This window comes from Micromonospora solifontis, from assembly GCF_003725545.1.
GTDB lineage: Bacteria > Actinomycetota > Actinomycetes > Mycobacteriales > Micromonosporaceae > Micromonospora > Micromonospora solifontis.
In genome coordinates this window covers 82,219-97,615 of record NZ_RJLN01000006.1, presented here as the reverse complement: position 1 = coordinate 97,615, position 15,397 = coordinate 82,219, and the positions used below count along the sequence as shown (strand labels likewise).

The window sequence follows — 15,397 nt, the reverse complement described above, 5'->3', positions numbered from 1 at the left end:
GGGAGTCACCATGAGTGATCTCGCCTTCCGCCCCTGGCGGAAGTCCACCAAGTCCGATGGAGGCCAGAACTGCGTCGAGGTGTCCGACGCCGTTGACGGCAGCACCATGCTGGTCCGCGACAGCAAGGACCGCTCTGGCCCCGTCCTGACCTTCAACAGCGCCGGCTGGACCGCGTTCATCGCCGGCGCGAGGAACGGCCAGTTCGACCTGGCCTGACCGACCGCAGCACCCAGAGAGGGGCCGGCACCGCACGGTGCCGGCCCCTCGCCACGTCCACGACCGACACGCCGAGTCAACTTCCGGGTTCCCCTTGTGACATAGACCGGCTCCGTGCCATGCTGGCACCGTGCTAAACAGCACGGTGCCGGAACGGCACTGTGCGGCAACCGACCACCATCGAGAACCGCACCCCTGGGGGCAGCTCATGGTCCAGTCAGGACACATGCCACACGCGGCACCACCACCGTCCACGCTGGTTGCCGGCGACGTCCCACCGCCGCCGCCGGGCGAGCTCGTCCCCCACGAGGGCTACATCGTCTTCACCGGCCGGGACCACCGCGAAGCCTTCGCCGGCTACGTCCTCGCCATCCATCTGCCCGGCTCGTCGCAGATCGAGGTGCGGGCCTGGCCGCCCAAGGTCAAGGTCCACCGCCGCTGCACCTGGTGCAGCTCGCCGTTCCCCTGCACCGCCGTACAGTGGGCCAACGGTGCCCTGAACCCGGAGGGGCCGGCGGACCCGGCAACCCCGGCCCCTCCGCGCAACACCGACCAGCCCGACTGGAACGCGCCGACCGAGATCATCTGGCCGGACACCGGGCTGCTCACCACCCCCGCCCAGCGGCTCCGCGGCAAGGGAGGCCGCCGGTGAGCCGCCTCCGCACCGCGACCCGGATGCGCGCCGACGTCATCACTACCCTGCCCGGCAGCGTGCTCTACCGCGCCGCCGTCGACAGCTACCTGCGCCACCGGCCCGGACCGAACGGTGTCTGCTCCTGCGGGCAGCTCGGCTGCCGGTGCCGCTCCAACGCATCCCGGGTGATCGAGGCGGCAGGGGTCGAGCCGTCGTCGGTCACGGCCGCCGACGCCGCGCCGAAACCGTGGCACGAGCGGCCCGTTCCGTCCGCCGTCCCCGCAGGGGGTGCCGGGGCGGCGCAGTGGCCGGCAAACCCGACGGGCGTCGCGTCAGCACCCGGCGTGGCCCGGCCGGCACTGGCCGGGGGGCAGGCGGGGGGTGAATACCGCCGCCCCCCGGCGCACGGACCGTGGTGAGGCCACCGACGCCGCGGTCCCGCATGGCCGCCAGCGCCGACCCGTACCTGCTGCGCCTGCTGCTCCACTGCTGGCGCTGCGACCTGCGCCTCGTGCCCGTCAACACCACCGAGTTCGACGAGGAGCAGCAGACCCACGCCCCGCAGCGCAACTACAAGTGCGGGCTCGGCTGCCACAAGCAGCTCATCGACGCCGCCGCCATCGAGTCGAAGACCTGGAGCGCCGCCGAACGACGAGCCACCCTCACCGACGTCCAGCTCGCCTACCGCCAGTCCGTGCTGGAGATGCTGCTCGCCAAGGTCGTCATCGGCCCCACCGAGGCCGACGTCACCTACACCTGGCGCATGTAGACCCCCGCCGGTCACCGCACCCGCGCAGTCCACGCGGTGACCGGCGGGCCTGAACCACCGCGCGACGCGGTTCCCCCCGTGCTCGTCGCGCGGCGAGCGGACCGGCTGTCCTCCAACTGGTGCGGCGGCAGCCCGGATCCGCTCACCCGGGCGGGCGCGCCGTCCCAGGACAGCAACCGGCGCGCCCGCCCACCTCCCAGCCGACCCGCGCCAGTCACCCCGGGCCGCTACCGTAGAGCCGCTGTCCCCCGACAGACGATCACTGCTGCCGGGAGGACAACCAGTGGACATCATCAGCCGCGCCGAATGGGGCGCCCGCCCACCCGAGTCCCGCTCGACCGTGCCCTGGTCGAAGCGGACCGTCTTCATGGGCCACTACTCCGCCGCGACGGCGACGCAAACCCCGCGCCAGATCCAGGACTACCACATGCGGGTCAAGGGCTGGGCGGACATCGGCTACAACTTCCTCATCAACTCCATCAGCGGCGTCATCTACGAGGGCCGCGGGTGGACGACGCTCGGCGCCCACTGCTCCGGCCACAACACCGAGGCCATCGGCGTCTGCATCATCGGCAAGGACCAGCCCGGCCGCCAGGACGTCTCCGACGCCGCCCGCCGCGCCTTCAAATGGCTCTACGAGCAAGCCAACGACCGCAAGGGCAAGCGGCTCCAACTGCTCGGCCACCGCGACCGCGGGAACACCTCCTGCCCCGGCGACGAGATCTACGCCTGGCTGCACGCCGGCCTGCCCATCGTCGGCGGATCCACGCCCGCGCCGGCCAAGCCGCCGGCCGCCGGGAAGCCCGCGCCCGGCACGCCGATCGCCTTCCCGTTGCCCGCCAGCTGGTACTTCGGCCCGGCGTCCGGCCCCGACTACAGCGTCTCCGGCAAGTACGAGCGCTACTTCAAGGGCCGCACCGACCGGGCGTGGCTGCGCGAGTGGGCCACCCAGCTCGACCGCCGAGGCTGGTCGATCGGCAAGGGCAAGACGTGGCTCGGCGGCGCCGGCAACGACGGCATCTACGGCCCCGAGTACAAGGCCCTCGCCGAAGCGTTCCAGCGCGACCAGCGGCTGCGCGTCGACGGGCTGATCGCCGTCGCCACCTGGGACGCCGCCTTCAAGAACCCGGTCACCTGAGGCGGCGACGATGGAGCCCGTGCTCATCGCCGCGCTCGTCGGCGGCGGGTCGATCGCGGGCGCCGTCGTCGACCGCGTGCTCACGGCGATCCTCGGGCGGCGCAAGGAGCGCACCAGCCTCGCCGACTACGAGACGCAGATCGCCGAGCGGCTGCTCGGCCGCATGGACGCCCAGCTCTCCGGGGCCGAGACGAAGCTCAGCCTCGCCGAGACGCAGATGGCGGCGGCCAACCTGACCATTCACCAGCTCCACGAGGAGCTGGCCATCACTAAGGCCGAGGTCGCGCAGCTCCGCGCCGAGCTGGCCGCTCGGCAAACACTGGCCGCCGAGCGGGACAAGCTCCTCATCGAGAACGTCCAGCTCAAGGCCCTCATCCAGCAACTAGGAGGGAAGCTCCCGTGACCGCCAGCACCACGCAGACCCGCTACCCGTGGCGGGCCGTCGCCCGCACGATCTTCGCAGCTGTCGTCGCACTGCTGTCGCTGCTGCCGACCATCGCCGTCGCCGCCGGCATCGAGGCCGCGCCTCTCGTCGCCCAGGCCCTCGCCGTCGCCGCCGCGGTGACCCGCGTCCTCGCGATCCCCGGCGTCGACGACTTCCTCCGCAGGTACCTGCCGTTCCTGGCGGCGGCGCCGGATGGCGAGGTGCCGCCGCCGATGCCCCGGCGTGAGCCCGGCAGCACCCTGTTCCGGGGCGACGGCTTCCGCAGCTAAATGCCGCAGATGTCGGCGGCGGTGTGTCCGCTGATCGACCAGAGTGCTCAGCAGGTTGTTCGGCCTGGATCGTTGCGCTGGTCGGTGTGCCTGGTTTGGGAGGCCGGTGGCTGTGTGGCCTGCCGGCCTCCCTTCGTGTTCGCGTCTTATTCCGGCTCGGTGGTTAGTCGAGGAGGCGATGGGCGGCGACGGCGACGGCCGCAGCCGTGGTGATGGCGGCGATGGGGCCGCCGAAGAGGTAGCCGACGGTACCGGCGAGGAGGGCGGCGAGGCCGATGACGGCCCAGCGCAGGGGCAGGCCGGGCTTCTCGCGGGTGGCGGGTTCGTTGACGGGCTGGTTGGCTGGCTGGCCGACTTCCCGCCCGTTCTCCCGGCCGGCGTTCTGCGCGATGTCCTGCCTGGTGACCCGGCCGTTGGTGCGGTGGTGGCGGTTGCGCCGAACAGGCGTGCGGGCGGGTGCCGGCGCGGTGTTCCGGGCGGGCGCCTGGGTAGGCCCGGTGGTGGTGGCGTCTGGCCGCGGGCGCTGGGTGCGCCGTATGGTGTGCTTCACGGTTGCTCCTCTGCTTGTCCAAGGTGGGAGGGCTCCGTTCACGCGGCCTCCGGGTGCCTCCGGAGGCCGCCCGCGTGTGCGGGTGGGCCGGTGGCCGCGCGTTCGGGGTGGGGCAGCCTTGGGCCGGCTGGGTGCCGGCGGGGTGCCCGGGTTCCATGATGGCGAGTCGGGGCGGGCCGTAAAGTCGATCTTGAGGTATGCTCAATACGCTTCTGACCGACCTTTGCCGCGAATCTGCGTCAAGGTCGGTCAAAAACGTTCATTCAGCAGCGTCTAGATTGGCCGTGATGAGCCGAGTCGATCTTTCCTGGATCCCGGCCGAGCCCGACCGGCTGCGTCTGGTCGACCGACTGGAACGGTTGTACAAGCCCTCGATGGAGATGTCGGTCGCGGACGCGATGCGCAACCTGCGCGCCCTGGCGCGGACCGCGTACACGATCAAGGGCAACGACGGGGTACGAGTGCGCAACGGGTTCGTTTGCCTCACCGCGCCGGCGGAGGGCTCGGACCGGCGCGGGCTCGCCCCGGCGGACCGGCCGCCGGCAACGCGGATCATGGGCCGCAAGGGCGTGGCGCTGCGGCTGCTGCTGACCGCGCTGTTCGAGGTGCAGACCCGTACCGACGACGGTAAGCAGCCGGGCCCGAACACCCGGCCGTTGTCGCACGCCGGCGCCGGGCAGATCGCCTGGACAGATCTGTTCGCCAGCGGCGCCGAGGACGCCCTCGACGGCCAGACGGCGATGACGCGGCAAGACAAGCACCGCCGGCACCTGGCCACGGCCCTCGGCGCGCTGGGCCGCCATGGGCTGGTGACGTTCCCGCATTGGGACGACGCGCGCAACAAGCAGCGCGGGTTCGAGTTGCTCGTCGAGCACGGGCAGCCGGGGTCGAACGTGCCGTACACCGTGCCGGCGTACCAGGACGCGAATACATTCGTGCTGCCGACGGGGCTGTTCACCCGCGGCTGGATCAGCGTGCTCACCGACGCCGAGCTGGCGTTTCTGCTCATGGCCGCGTTCATGCACAAGCGGGACCCGGAGGGTTTCATCCTGCCGGCGGGGGTGCGGTCCCGGATGCTCGGGATCGGGCCGGAGACGTACGAGGCGCACCGCACGTTGCAGGCATTCGGGCTGGTCAGGGTGACGCATCAGCGGGGACGGTCGCCGAACGGCCGTCTGGCGCAGATTGCTGGCGGCGGGCAGCAGCCGCTGCCGGACATGGTGCAGTTCCTGCCGGAGGGCCTGGACCAGGAGGCGTACGGGACCGTGACAGAGGCGATTGACCGGCTCGTCTACCACTGATGCCGGTGCTCGACCCGGCGGACGCGCCTGTCTGAGAGCGCCCGGGCGAAGCTCTCGTCGGTCGCCTCGTCGGACCATTCCTCGCGACCATCCAGTTCCGCGTCGACCGGCGGCGACTCCAGCTGCTGCTGAAACTTCGCCACGTCCTTCTCCGTGCCGCCCTCCACCCACCAGGCGTAGATCACGTCCAGCAGCGACGGCAGCGGCAAGTCCAGCGGCTCCCGGCCGGTCCGCATCAGCAGCGTCCCGTGGAACTCGGGCCAGCGCTTGACCGCCAGGGTCAGGAGGCGCTGCCCGACCCAATAGGGCGGCCGGACCACTCCTCGCACACGTGCGTGAAGATCCCCATGGCGTCGGTGAAGTCGAACTCGTCCTCCGTGTTCAGCAGCCGCTTCCGGAACACCGCCAGGCTCTTTCGGTCCAGCGTCTGCTCGAAGAAGTCGAGCACCGCCGCCACCTGGTCGGCCTCCGTGCGGCTCGACGAGGCCGCCGCCATCAGGTACGCCAGCTGAGCGTCCTTCGGCGCCCGGCACACCATCTCCACCCCGTCCAGCTTGAAGGGCACGTCCGGCAGCTTCTTCTCGCCGCCGTCCTGCTTCGCCACGTTGGCGCTGGTCGTGAACTCCCGCATCCTGCTTCCTCCCTACCTGTGGACGAGCCGGAACCCCTCCGGGCCCGCCACCTCTTCCATCGCCTCCCGCAGCCACGGCTGCGGCCTTGTCCCCGGGTGGTTCACCAGCGTCGTGAACACCACCTGGCCGCCCGTCTCGAACCGCAGCATCCCGCCCGGCCGCCGGGGCCGGATGACGTGCGCGCCGGTGCCGTCGTGCACGGCCGCCGCGTACTCGACGTCGTTCTCCACGAACCCGTACACATGGCCCGCCCGCACGCCGACCTCCTCGCGGTGCGCCGCCCGCAACCGGCCGGTGTCCACCGGGCACTTGAGCACCGCCCGGGTCCGCACCTTCCGGGTGACGCTGCGGATGAACGACACCACCTGCCCGGTCGAGCCGGTGAGCAGCTGGCGCATCTCGCCGGCGAACAGGTCGACGCGCGCCCGGACCACCACCGCCATCAGCGGCGCGCTCTCCGCGTCTTGCCGTCGCCGTCGGCGTCCGTTGTCGGCGCCGGGGTCGGCTGGCTGGCGTCCGGCGGCTCCAGGTCCGCGGTGGCCGCCCGCTCGGCCTCCTCGCCCTCCAGCACCTCGTACCGGCCGGCCTCCACGAGCGTGGCCAGCCGCGGCCCCCACTCGACGTGCTGCACCGACCCGTCCGGCACGCCAGGCATCGCCGTCAGCGCCCGCACCGTCACCTTCTGGCCCTTGCGCATCGCCCTCACTCCTCGCACACGCACACGTTGGTCATCACCGCGACCAGGACCTCCTGGCCGACGCAGCCGCCGGACGGGCCGACGCTGGACTGCTCCCCGATCCACACCGACTCGACCTGCGGGGGCTTCTGCAGCTCGCACAGGACCGTCCGGCGGATCCGGCCGGCGTCGTCGGCCAGCTCCGCCGCGCTGCGCTCGAGCTGTTCCGCCGTCGGCGGGTTCCCGGCGTCGTCGGGGCTCGGCGCGCACCGGGCGGTGCCCGCGCCCAGCTCCACCGCCCAGAACGCCCCCGGGTCCGCGCCCTCATCGAGCGGCGTGCCCCGCCCGCCGGGGAACTCCTCCGGCAGCACCGGGTACGTCCGCACGATCCGCACCCACGCCTGGCCTTCGCAGCACGAGTCGATCGCCACGTCCCGGCCGGGCACCACCGCCACCACGGCGGGCGTGCCGCCGAGCGCCCCGTCCAGCGCGCCGCCGATCAGCTCGCGCAGCTTCACCGCCACCGGCCACGCCACGTCGTCCTGCGGCTCCACCACCGGCTCGGTCACGATGTCCTCCTTCGTCCACGGTCCAGGTCCGGCGACCACACCACCGTGTCGCGGGGCAGCCGGTTCGGGTTCACCACCCGCAGCCACTGGTCGACCTCGGGCAGCCCGGTCATGCCGTCCCGGGCGAGCTGCGCCGGGTCGACGAACCGCTGCTGCACGCCTTGGCGCACCAGCGACTGCACACGCCTCGGCAGCCGGCACGTCGTGTCGGCGACCATCGCCTTCGCCACCTCGCAGGCGTACGCGCCGGCCGCCACCATCCCGCCGCCCGGCACCGGCACGCCCCGCTCGTAGGTGACCGCCCACGCGCCCAGCTGGTCGTCCGCCTTCGTCAGGTCCTGCCGGGCCGGCCAGGTGCCGCCGTCGATCCGCGCCAGCCACCGCCGGTCGTAGACCACGTACGCCTCGGCCGGCAGCTCCTGGCCGTCGATGACAACCCGGGTTACCGCGTGGATCGGGCCGGGCAGGCTCAGCTCCCGCCCGACCGGCCCGCACGCGCACGCCCCCACCTGGCAGCCGCAAAACGTCACCGCGAAGCTGCCGCCGTACGGCAGGTCCAGCCACGACTCCCACCGCCGCCACGCCTCGCCGTCGCCGCGCCGCACCGGCCGCACCGTCGAGGAGCACACGCCGAACCGGCGGCCGGACAGCGCCCACAGGACCTCCGTCGCGAGATCCGTGGCCGCCTTCCGGACCGCCTCGTCGTGCTGGTCCCAGCCCTTGCAGTACGCCGTGTTCAGCGGCCAGTCGCACGGGCCGATCCGCGCCGGCTGCGCCACCGCCGCCTCAGCCGCCGGCCGGGGCGACGAACGACTTGAACCGCTGAGCGCCGCTCGCCGTGTGCGTGACCGTGATGAGGTACGTGCCGGCGGCCGCGTACTGGTGGCTGACCGTCGCGTCCGCCGCCGGCCCGGCCGACGACGCCCCGTCGCCCCAATCCACCGAGAACGCCTCGTTCGGCGCGGCCGGCACGTACGTCGCGGTGAACTGCGCCGTCATGTTCGTCGCGTCCGTCGGGTCCGCCACCACCGTGCCGTCCGGCGGCCGCGCGGTCAGGCCGCACGTCGGCGCCGGCGGCGGCAGGTACGTCCAGTCGAGGTGCAGCAGGTCCTGGTCGCCCATCGGGTCCATCAGCGCCTCGACGCCCGCCTTGCGCAGGTAGACGTCGTACGGCCCGACACCCCAGCCCGGGTTCTCGATCGCCTTGCCGGTCAGCGTGAAGCTCGCCGCCCCGTTCTCGATCGTGAAGTCCCCGACCTGCCCGTCGATGATCTGCGGGAGCAGGAAGTACCCGAACCTCGGCCGCTGGATCGCCCCGGCCACGCACTTCTTCAGCTGCGTGCCCGACCACACCTCCAGCGCCACCGCCGAGTCGAGGTTCACCGCCGACGTGACCCTCATGCCGGTCGCGTTGCCGTCCTCGTCGAGCACCACAGGCATCCCGGTGAACAGCGTGTACAGCTCCGGGTCGACCCGCCCGCAGGTGACCGTCACGTTGTACAGCTTGATCCGCCGCCGGGCCGGCTCGTAGACCAGCGGATCCCCGTTGGCGTCCTTCTGGTCGATCTCCTCGCCGTCGTCGACCTCGGCCGCGTACTCGACGCTCACGAAGCCCTTCGACGTGACGTGGACCGGCCATCCTCCGGCGCCCACGATCGGGTCACCGCACACCCCGAGCTTCGTGGCCCGGAGCATCTTCCCCTTCACCGGGGTGTCGCACACTGCGGTCATCAGGCATCCCTCAACAGCGAAGGTCCATGCCCGGCCCGCAGCCAGCGGCGAATACCCCGCCAGCGTAGCCGAGAGGGCGCTGGCCCCGGGTGGGACACAGCGCCCTCGTTGACGAGCTGGCGGCCGCTACTTCTGCGCCGCCGGGTGGTTGCCCAGCACCAGGTCGCGGATCAGCGTTTCGATCTGCTCGGCCTGGCCGTGCGGCACCCGGAACGCGATCGTCGTCGCGCCGGCCACCACCGCCACCGCCGTGTGCAGGCCGTCCCGCTGGGACGCCACCGACTGCACCGCCCGCATGGCGAGCATCTGCCGGCCCTGCTCCTTGAACCGGGGGCGGCACGCCGGGATCAGCAGCGACAGCGCCACCGTGTAGACCGCCAGGATCACCAGCAGCACGTTCGCCACCGTCGTGCGTCCCGGCTTGCTCCACTCGATCCGGTCGGGCCAGATCCTCACCCGCGCGTTTCGTCCTGCGACATGGCTCTCGAACTGCGCCAACGGCTCCATAGTTCTGCCTCCACAGTGAACGGGGCCGTGCCCGAAGGCACGGCCCCGATACTGCCAACGGCTGGCGGCTTTCGCAGCTCGGCCGGTTACAGCTGCCGGCCGTCGATCACCTCCAGCTCCGCGCCGAGCTCCGCGACCTTGGCCCGCACGCTCTCGCCAACCTCGTCCCAGGCCTCACCGGTCACCACCACGGCGCTCCGGTTGTCGCCCCGGATCCACGTCACCATCACCGCCGTGCGGACGTCGAGGACCTGGCCCGTCCGCTCGCAGGTGATCTGCCGCATCACCGCGTGCCGCAGCACCTCCCGGTTCAGGAAATTCTCCCGGTCGGCGTCGTTGTCGGCCATCAGGGCCGCCAGCACGTTCTCCATCAGTACCTCCCGACCGGGGCGGACGGCCTCACCTGCGCCGTGCCCTCGACGATGCGGCCACGGCACCGGCCGCACACCACACGCGTCGGCCTGCCCTGCGCCAGGTCGACCGGCACCTGCATCGGCCCGTCGCAGCCCTGGCAGCGCATCGGCAGCAGCCGGGGCAGCCGCATCCCGAGCAGCAGCATGTCCCGAGGCACCAGCGTCTCCCTCGGCTGCCCGCCGTTGCGCGGCAGGATCACCAGGTTGACGCAGCTCGGGAAGTCCTTGACCGACTGCACGTCGGCGATCTCCACCAGCTGACCGAACAGCAGCACCTCGTCCCGGCGCCGCAACTCCTCGGTCCGGATCGTCGGGTTCGCCGGCTTCCTCGTCTCGACGGTCACGCCGCCTTCTCCTCTCGCTCCAGCCAGCAGAACCTGGCCTCCACATCGACCACCAGTTGCTCCGTCAGGCCCGCCCACACGTCGGCGGGCAGCGTCGCCAGGTGGTGCCACCGGCCGCCGTGCGCCGCGTAGACATGCAGCGCGCCCAGCTTGTGCCCCCACAGGTACGCCCAGCCCTCGTCCTCGAACGGCTGGTCGGCGCCCATCAGCCCGACCGCCGCCGGGCTGCTGATCTCGTCCTTGTAGCCGCGCCCGACGCCGCAGACGTACGTCCAGTCGGGCCGCCGCTCGGACACCGCCTGCGCCGGCCAGTGCGTGTTCGCCAGCACCGACCAGTGCCGGTGCATCAGCACCTCGACCATCGCCGCCGTGTTCCGCTGGAAGCTGCGGTCCCACATCGCCCGCATCTGCGCGAGGGTCCAGCTGGGCTGGCCCTCCAGCTCGACGAGCCGGGCCCGGTACCACTGGCTGCCCGGGGCAAACTGCCCCACCAGCGCCCTCACCGGCCCGCCTCCATCAGCTGGATGCGGGTCGAGTCGCGGGCCGCCTCGCGGACGGCCTCCATGTAGCCGCGGTAGTCGGACGCCCGCCACTGCGCCGCGTAGCCCGCCTTCTGGACCTCCAGCAGGTCCAGCTGCGACAGGTCGCCCAGCTCGTGCAGCGACCAGCACGCCCACGCCTCCCAGCGCTTCGGGCCGCGCTCGGGGAACACCCCCAGGTAGACGTGCAGCCGGTGGCCGCCGAACAGGTACGCCCACTCGCGGTCGCCCGCGCGGGCCTCGGCGATCCGGCCGGTCTGCACCGGGTAGCCCTCGGACGGCACGCCGACCGCGTGACCGGTCGGCCCGGTGCCCGGCACGGCGTACAGCCGCGACCAGTCGGTTTGCAGCAGCACCGCCGCCGCCCGCTCCGGGCTGTGGCCGCACAGCTCGTGCAGCAGCACCGACAGGGCCGGGACGACCATCGTCGGGCAGCCGTCGTGCTGCACGTGCCGTGCCAGGTACACACCGTCGGCACCCTCGGTGCCGACCAGCGCGCGTAGACCCATGGTTTACCTCCACGTGAACCGGGTCTTACTCGGACAGTTACCTTGCTCTGTCCGGCCGCAATCGTCAATAGCGACCTGACAGCCAGAGCCCGCTAGGAACTCCGCACCGGGGCCGGGCACCCGCCCAGCCCCGCCTGCGCAGCCACTAGGCGGCCGCGTCCACCGACCAGAACTCCGTCTCGCCGTGCCAGGCCGCGTACGCGTACGGCGACGGCGCGCCGTCGGCCAGCCAGGCGAGCATCTTCTCCACGACCTGCTCCCGGTACCGCCACGCGACCCTCGCCGCCGCGTACTCCTCCAGGGCCTCGCGCGTCCCCAGCACCCGCACGCTCCCGCCGCTCCAGCTCGTGACGATGATGGTCACCGGCGGCTCCTCCTCGTCCGGCCTGGCGTCGCGCTCGTCGGCCGGCCCGCCGTCGTAGTGCTTGCAGGTCGGGTCGCACGGGTCCGCGATGTGCGCGCCGCAGTGCTTGCAGCAGTCGTTCTCGTCGCGGCAGCTGAACCACCCGCAGTCGTCGCCGCTCGCGGCGCTCTTGCCGGGCTGCACCGTGCTCTCTGCCATCTCAACCTCCACGTGAACAAGGCAGGACGTACATATTCATTGTATGTGATCGACTCTTCTGCGTACAGGTTCTATGTACGCGGGGGGCCGTGTAGCGCGTCACACAACCGGCAGTCAGAACAGCTGGCCCTGCCGGAACACCGCGTCCGCGTCGAACGTGGACGAGTCCGGCGCAGGCGGCGGCGGGGGCGGCGGCTTCGGCCGCGCCTTCCGCATGTGCCGCTCCAGCGGGCTCTCCGGCCACGGCAGCTCCAGCACCGTCCGCACCGCGCGGATCTGCATGGCCACCTGCCACGCCCGCCGCATCTCGTCGATCGCGATCTGCCGGTGCTCCAGGGCCTCGTGCATCCACTGGTCGAGCAGCCCGTCGCCGCAGCCGACGACCACCCGCCAGCCCAGCCCCCACAGGTGCACGTTCACCGCGCACAGCGCCGCCGCGAGTGGATCCAGGTCGTTCGCCCACCACTCGCACGCCGTCGGGTCGAGGCCCTTCTCCCGCATGGACCGGGCCGCGCCGAGCAGCATCGTGCCCGTGCCGGCGCACGGCTCCAGGATCCGGTCGCCCTCCTTCGGCCCCCCGATCCGGCCCATCAGCTCCGTCACGTCCACCGGCGTCAGGAACTGCCCGATGCCCTTCCGCCCGCCGTGGCTCTTCATCTGCTGGAGCAGCACCCCCAGCAGGTCGTAGTCGCCCCACCCGTCCGGCCCGAACCGGCCGAGCACCCCGCGCCGCAACGCCGCCTGGCCGACCGCGTGGATCGCCCGCTGCGTCGTCTCGTCCGGCTCGTCGTCGATCCACGACCACAGGTGCTTCGTCCGCGGGTTCAGGTCGGGCCTCAGCGCCGCGAACTCGCACCACAGCCGCTGGATCAGCAGCCAGAACCCCTCGTGGTCCAGGCGCTCCGCCATCTCGCCTACCCGGTCGAGCTGGTCGGGGTCCGGCGCCTCCCGCGCCAGCACCGCCAGGACGGCCACCACCGACATCGGCACCTCGATCCGCGAGCCGCCGTACCGGCTGTGCCACGCCTCGTCGACCGCCTCCGCGATCGCCCGCGCGTGCTCGCGCGGATCGGACGGCACGGCGTTCGCGCGCCGGGCCACCGTCGTTGTCGTCATGCTCTTCCTCCACGTGAACTGCCGGCGGCTACCCGCCGGCGGGAACGGCAGCGCCCCCGCAGCCACGTCGGCTGCGGGGGCGCTCGGTGCGGCTCAGACCAGCCGCAACACCTGCATCTCGGGCACGCCCACCACCGTCGGGTAGGCCAGGTCGTAGAAGTCGACCCGCACGCTCTCGCCCAGCTCGTCCATGCTCTCCACGGCGGCGGCCTCCTCCATCACCCGCGTCCAGTCGACGCGCGGCACGCTCTCGTGTCGCCGCTCGGCCAACGCCGCCAAGTCGAACGACAGGACGTCGCCGTCCTCCACCTCGGACAGCGCGACGACCTCCCACTGGTCGGCGGTCGGCTCGGTCTCCAACAGCTCGATGCTCACGGTCAGCTCCCTCTCTCTCGTCTCTCTCGGTCAGCAGCAGTTGCCGCACACGCCCGACGCCGGCAGCTCGCAGAAGCAGCTGCCGCACAGCCGCTTGCGCACCGCCGCCACCTCCCGCGCGGTCACCCACGTGCTGTCGGCGTCGTCCTGCTGGATCCACACCATGCCGTCGCGGACCTGGATCACGGTGCCGGTCCGCTCGGTCGGCTCCCACGGGGCCTCCCAGCGCACCCGGTCCTTCTCGGCCAGCTCCGGCGCTGCGGCAACCTCTGCGACCTGCTGCTCGGCGATCTCCACGTGAATCTCCCTCGTCTCAAACGGCCGCGCCGGCCGGGCCTCCCCCGGCCGGCGCGCATCGGCTTGCTCAAGTTCGCCCGGCTGGCCTTCACGCTCTCGGCGACGTACGCCAGGGCGGTCCGCCGCTCGGCCACCTTCATCAGCGCCGCGTCGAACGCCGCCGCCTTGTCGCTCACGGCGGCCAGCAGGTCGCCGCGCACCGCGGTGCGCAGGTCGCCCGCCTTCGCGCTGACCATCGCGTCCTCGGTCGCCCCGGTGAGCTCGGCGCCCGCCCGCTCCAGCTCCCGCTCGGCCTCCGCCACCCGCGCCGCCAGCTGGGCGACCAGCCCGTACCGGTCGGCACCCTCGGCCTCGACACCGAACTCGGCGACCAGCTCGTTGACCCGCTTCTCCATCTCAAACCCTCCTGCAGGGGTAGCGCGTTGCGTACATATTCATTGTATGCGAATTTCACTCCCCCATACAACTTTTATGTACGCCTTGGTCCGTGGAGCGAGTCACACAACAAGCGCCGCCCCACCTGGCACGGGAAAGGGACCAGGTGGGGCGGCGCGGCCCAGGGCGAGGGGTACCGGTCAGCTCCGCGAGCTGCGCGACGACCGGGACGCCTTCGCCGGCGGCTGGGAGGAACCGTCCGCCGGCTCGGCGTCCGCCCCGGACCCGTCGGCCCCGGCGTCAGCCGACGTGCCCTGCGCGGTGGCCTCGGCCTCCACGGGAGCCTCCACACGCTGCCGGCCGTCGCCGGAGCTCAGCACCTTGTCCGCCACGTCGTCGGGCACGTCGAACGCCAACCCCGCTGGGCCGTCCGTCGTCGTCCGCACCTCGAAGCGGCGCTCCTCGCCGGCCGCCTCCAGCAGCTGCTTCGCGAGGACCTGCGCGTCCCCGCGGTCCTTCGGGTAGAACAGCGGCATGTCACCCTCCTACGCCGGCACGGCCGGCAGCTTGACCTTCACCGCCGCCGTCGCGCAGCTCCACCCCACCGTGTAGAACCGCTCCGCGACGGCGAACACCTCGTTGTCATTGCGGTCCAGGGCCTCCGGCAGCTTCGGCAGGAACACCACCGACCGCCGCACCATCACCGGCCCCGTCGCGTACAGCCACGCCTCGCCGTCGCCCGGCGCGGCGCCACCCGGCCCGACGCCGCTGGTCTGCGCGAACACGATCGGGTCGCCGAGCGGGGCTACCATGCGCGGACCCTCGATCCGCGTCAGGCCCTTGCCCACGAACCACCCGGCCGTCCACCGTGGAGCCCACACCGCGCCGAGCACCCCGGCCCGGTCGGCGATGTGCGCCTCCAGCCGGCCGACGCCCTCCTCCAACGGCAACGGCGCCACGTCCGAGCCGACCAGCACCTCCGTGTCGGCCGCCGCCAGGAACTCCTCCGTGCCGGCCTCGCCGGTCCACACGTAGTGCTCCAGCGACTGCTGCTCGACCTGGCCCATAGCCCGCCGCGCCCGGTCGATCAGGTCCGGCCGGGCCACCGACCGGCCGGTCAGGCCGGCGTACAGCCGGATCACCCCGGACTTCACGCTCGGCACCCCATCCGGCAGGGCCATCGCCGCGCGGTTCGCGTCCGAGGCCGCCGCCGCGTTCGTCGGCGCGGGCGCGTCGACGCACTGCGGCTCCCACTCCACCCCGGCCTGGAACTCGCGCTGGTCGGCCGGGTCGACCACGACCGCCGCCGCGAACAGCCCGAAGCGGTACGGCGTCGTCGCCGGGGCGTCCACATACATCAGGGGCTGCGCCACCCGTCATCTCCTCACGGCTGGGGACCGCGCCCGAGCTGGGCGCGGCCCCGTCAAAC

28 protein-coding genes are annotated in these 15,397 nt (G+C 72.3%); 8 read left to right on the top strand and 20 right to left on the bottom strand.

Annotated features, from left to right (window positions below; translation table 11 throughout):
- Positions 1-10 precede the first annotated feature (10 nt).
- The 7 genes from EFE23_RS03930 to EFE23_RS03900 all read left to right on the top strand — a co-directional run bounded on the left by EFE23_RS03930 (position 11) and on the right by EFE23_RS03900 (position 3,472).
- A complete protein-coding gene (locus tag EFE23_RS03930) occupies positions 11-217 on the top strand; it encodes a DUF397 domain-containing protein (RefSeq protein WP_091331470.1) in 207 nt (68 codons plus the stop codon).
- Positions 218-443: 226 nt separating this feature from the next.
- Complete coding sequence (locus EFE23_RS03925) at positions 444-869, top strand: hypothetical protein (protein WP_123239490.1); 426 nt, start codon at positions 444-446, stop codon at positions 867-869.
- Entirely contained in the window at positions 866-1,270 is a 405-nt protein-coding gene (locus tag EFE23_RS03920) for a hypothetical protein (RefSeq protein WP_123239489.1), read from the top strand. The genes EFE23_RS03925 and EFE23_RS03920 overlap by 4 nt, the downstream gene beginning before the upstream one ends.
- Before the next feature lie 23 nt (positions 1,271-1,293).
- Entirely contained in the window at positions 1,294-1,620 is a 327-nt protein-coding gene (locus EFE23_RS03915; RefSeq protein ID WP_123239488.1) for a hypothetical protein, read from the top strand.
- 283 nt (positions 1,621-1,903) lie between these two features.
- The gene (locus tag EFE23_RS03910; RefSeq protein ID WP_123239487.1) at positions 1,904-2,758 is read left to right on the top strand and encodes a peptidoglycan recognition protein family protein; all 855 of its coding nucleotides are present in this window, start codon (positions 1,904-1,906) and stop codon (positions 2,756-2,758) included.
- Positions 2,759-2,768: 10 nt separating this feature from the next.
- Entirely contained in the window at positions 2,769-3,161 is a 393-nt protein-coding gene (locus tag EFE23_RS03905) for a hypothetical protein (protein ID WP_091331463.1), read from the top strand.
- Entirely contained in the window at positions 3,158-3,472 is a 315-nt protein-coding gene (locus tag EFE23_RS03900; protein ID WP_199736908.1) for a hypothetical protein, read from the top strand. The genes EFE23_RS03905 and EFE23_RS03900 overlap by 4 nt, the downstream gene beginning before the upstream one ends.
- A gap of 163 nt (positions 3,473-3,635) precedes the next feature.
- Here EFE23_RS03900 and EFE23_RS03895 read toward each other — a convergent pair whose 3' ends face one another.
- Entirely contained in the window at positions 3,636-4,022 is a 387-nt protein-coding gene (locus EFE23_RS03895) for a hypothetical protein (RefSeq protein WP_123239485.1), read from the bottom strand.
- A gap of 287 nt (positions 4,023-4,309) precedes the next feature.
- Here EFE23_RS03895 and EFE23_RS03890 point away from each other — a divergent pair, with 287 nt between their 5' ends.
- Positions 4,310-5,323 (top strand): hypothetical protein, encoded by a 1,014-nt coding sequence (locus EFE23_RS03890; RefSeq protein ID WP_123239484.1) that lies wholly within the window; start codon positions 4,310-4,312, stop codon positions 5,321-5,323.
- Here the strand turns inward: EFE23_RS03890 and EFE23_RS03885 are convergent.
- The 19 genes from EFE23_RS03885 to EFE23_RS03795 form a co-directional block, all read right to left on the bottom strand.
- A complete protein-coding gene (locus EFE23_RS03885) occupies positions 5,314-5,652 on the bottom strand; it encodes a hypothetical protein (protein WP_148058409.1) in 339 nt (112 codons plus the stop codon). The genes EFE23_RS03890 and EFE23_RS03885 overlap by 10 nt on opposite strands.
- Positions 5,604-5,954 (bottom strand): hypothetical protein, encoded by a 351-nt coding sequence (locus EFE23_RS03880; RefSeq protein ID WP_123239482.1) that lies wholly within the window; start codon positions 5,952-5,954, stop codon positions 5,604-5,606. Before EFE23_RS03880 ends, EFE23_RS03885 begins: the two co-directional genes overlap by 49 nt.
- Positions 5,955-5,966: 12 nt before the next feature.
- On the bottom strand, positions 5,967-6,398 hold the full coding sequence (locus EFE23_RS03875; RefSeq protein WP_199736907.1) for a hypothetical protein: 432 nt from the start codon (positions 6,396-6,398) through the stop codon (positions 5,967-5,969).
- A complete protein-coding gene (locus EFE23_RS03870) occupies positions 6,398-6,652 on the bottom strand; it encodes a hypothetical protein (protein WP_123239481.1) in 255 nt (84 codons plus the stop codon). The genes EFE23_RS03875 and EFE23_RS03870 overlap by 1 nt, the downstream gene beginning before the upstream one ends.
- A 5-nt stretch (positions 6,653-6,657) precedes the next feature.
- Positions 6,658-7,200 (bottom strand): hypothetical protein, encoded by a 543-nt coding sequence (locus EFE23_RS03865; RefSeq protein ID WP_123239480.1) that lies wholly within the window; start codon positions 7,198-7,200, stop codon positions 6,658-6,660.
- Positions 7,197-7,979, bottom strand: a complete 783-nt coding sequence (locus EFE23_RS03860) for a hypothetical protein (RefSeq protein ID WP_123239479.1) — start codon at positions 7,977-7,979, stop codon at positions 7,197-7,199. The genes EFE23_RS03865 and EFE23_RS03860 overlap by 4 nt, the downstream gene beginning before the upstream one ends.
- 7 nt (positions 7,980-7,986) lie before the next feature.
- Positions 7,987-8,931 (bottom strand): PKD domain-containing protein, encoded by a 945-nt coding sequence (locus EFE23_RS03855; protein ID WP_123239478.1) that lies wholly within the window; start codon positions 8,929-8,931, stop codon positions 7,987-7,989.
- 126 nt (positions 8,932-9,057) lie between these two features.
- Positions 9,058-9,387 (bottom strand): hypothetical protein, encoded by a 330-nt coding sequence (locus EFE23_RS03850; protein ID WP_091331441.1) that lies wholly within the window; start codon positions 9,385-9,387, stop codon positions 9,058-9,060.
- 137 nt (positions 9,388-9,524) lie between these two features.
- The gene (locus EFE23_RS03845; protein WP_123239477.1) at positions 9,525-9,809 is read right to left on the bottom strand and encodes a hypothetical protein; all 285 of its coding nucleotides are present in this window, start codon (positions 9,807-9,809) and stop codon (positions 9,525-9,527) included.
- Positions 9,809-10,195, bottom strand: a complete 387-nt coding sequence (locus tag EFE23_RS03840) for a hypothetical protein (RefSeq protein ID WP_123239476.1) — start codon at positions 10,193-10,195, stop codon at positions 9,809-9,811. The genes EFE23_RS03845 and EFE23_RS03840 overlap by 1 nt, the downstream gene beginning before the upstream one ends.
- Positions 10,192-10,698, bottom strand: coding sequence for a hypothetical protein (locus EFE23_RS03835; RefSeq protein ID WP_123239475.1), 507 nt, complete (start codon positions 10,696-10,698; stop codon positions 10,192-10,194). The genes EFE23_RS03840 and EFE23_RS03835 overlap by 4 nt, the downstream gene beginning before the upstream one ends.
- On the bottom strand, positions 10,695-11,243 hold the full coding sequence (locus EFE23_RS03830; RefSeq protein ID WP_123239474.1) for a hypothetical protein: 549 nt from the start codon (positions 11,241-11,243) through the stop codon (positions 10,695-10,697). Before EFE23_RS03830 ends, EFE23_RS03835 begins: the two co-directional genes overlap by 4 nt.
- A 145-nt stretch (positions 11,244-11,388) precedes the next feature.
- Entirely contained in the window at positions 11,389-11,805 is a 417-nt protein-coding gene (locus EFE23_RS03825) for a hypothetical protein (RefSeq protein ID WP_123239473.1), read from the bottom strand.
- A gap of 114 nt (positions 11,806-11,919) precedes the next feature.
- Entirely contained in the window at positions 11,920-12,921 is a 1,002-nt protein-coding gene (locus EFE23_RS03820) for an N-6 DNA methylase (RefSeq protein WP_123239472.1), read from the bottom strand.
- A 93-nt stretch (positions 12,922-13,014) separates the two neighbouring features.
- Positions 13,015-13,296: a hypothetical protein gene (locus EFE23_RS03815; protein ID WP_123239471.1), complete on the bottom strand. Its 282-nt coding sequence runs from the start codon at positions 13,294-13,296 to the stop codon at positions 13,015-13,017.
- Positions 13,297-13,326: 30 nt separating this feature from the next.
- Positions 13,327-13,482 (bottom strand): hypothetical protein, encoded by a 156-nt coding sequence (locus tag EFE23_RS03810; protein WP_158675829.1) that lies wholly within the window; start codon positions 13,480-13,482, stop codon positions 13,327-13,329.
- The gene (locus EFE23_RS03805) at positions 13,479-13,988 is read right to left on the bottom strand and encodes a hypothetical protein (RefSeq protein WP_123239469.1); all 510 of its coding nucleotides are present in this window, start codon (positions 13,986-13,988) and stop codon (positions 13,479-13,481) included. The genes EFE23_RS03810 and EFE23_RS03805 overlap by 4 nt, the downstream gene beginning before the upstream one ends.
- Before the next feature lie 180 nt (positions 13,989-14,168).
- A complete protein-coding gene (locus EFE23_RS03800; protein ID WP_123239468.1) occupies positions 14,169-14,504 on the bottom strand; it encodes a hypothetical protein in 336 nt (111 codons plus the stop codon).
- A gap of 9 nt (positions 14,505-14,513) precedes the next feature.
- The gene (locus EFE23_RS03795) at positions 14,514-15,341 is read right to left on the bottom strand and encodes a hypothetical protein (RefSeq protein WP_233600847.1); all 828 of its coding nucleotides are present in this window, start codon (positions 15,339-15,341) and stop codon (positions 14,514-14,516) included.
- Positions 15,342-15,397: the final 56 nt, after the last annotated feature.

Bases quoted from the DNA above. Each gene is read 5' to 3' on its own strand.
- EFE23_RS03855 (WP_123239478.1), bottom strand. From the start codon at position 8,931: ATGACCGCAGTGTGCGACACCCCGGTGAAGGGGAAGATGCTCCGGGCC.
- EFE23_RS03800 (WP_123239468.1), bottom strand. From the start codon at position 14,504: ATGCCGCTGTTCTACCCGAAGGACCGCGGGGACGCGCAGGTCCTCGCG.
- EFE23_RS03905 (WP_091331463.1), top strand. From the start codon at position 2,769: ATGGAGCCCGTGCTCATCGCCGCGCTCGTCGGCGGCGGGTCGATCGCG.
- EFE23_RS03805 (WP_123239469.1), bottom strand. From the start codon at position 13,988: ATGGAGAAGCGGGTCAACGAGCTGGTCGCCGAGTTCGGTGTCGAGGCC.
- EFE23_RS03880 (WP_123239482.1), bottom strand. From the start codon at position 5,954: ATGCGGGAGTTCACGACCAGCGCCAACGTGGCGAAGCAGGACGGCGGC.
- EFE23_RS03830 (WP_123239474.1), bottom strand. From the start codon at position 11,243: ATGGGTCTACGCGCGCTGGTCGGCACCGAGGGTGCCGACGGTGTGTAC.
- EFE23_RS03875 (WP_199736907.1), bottom strand. From the start codon at position 6,398: ATGGCGGTGGTGGTCCGGGCGCGCGTCGACCTGTTCGCCGGCGAGATG.
- EFE23_RS03820 (WP_123239472.1), bottom strand. From the start codon at position 12,921: ATGACGACAACGACGGTGGCCCGGCGCGCGAACGCCGTGCCGTCCGAT.
- EFE23_RS03870 (WP_123239481.1), bottom strand. From the start codon at position 6,652: ATGCGCAAGGGCCAGAAGGTGACGGTGCGGGCGCTGACGGCGATGCCT.
- EFE23_RS03845 (WP_123239477.1), bottom strand. From the start codon at position 9,809: ATGGAGAACGTGCTGGCGGCCCTGATGGCCGACAACGACGCCGACCGG.
- EFE23_RS03930 (WP_091331470.1), top strand. From the start codon at position 11: ATGAGTGATCTCGCCTTCCGCCCCTGGCGGAAGTCCACCAAGTCCGAT.
- EFE23_RS03890 (WP_123239484.1), top strand. From the start codon at position 4,310: ATGAGCCGAGTCGATCTTTCCTGGATCCCGGCCGAGCCCGACCGGCTG.
- EFE23_RS03825 (WP_123239473.1), bottom strand. From the start codon at position 11,805: ATGGCAGAGAGCACGGTGCAGCCCGGCAAGAGCGCCGCGAGCGGCGAC.
- EFE23_RS03915 (WP_123239488.1), top strand. From the start codon at position 1,294: ATGGCCGCCAGCGCCGACCCGTACCTGCTGCGCCTGCTGCTCCACTGC.
- EFE23_RS03925 (WP_123239490.1), top strand. From the start codon at position 444: ATGCCACACGCGGCACCACCACCGTCCACGCTGGTTGCCGGCGACGTC.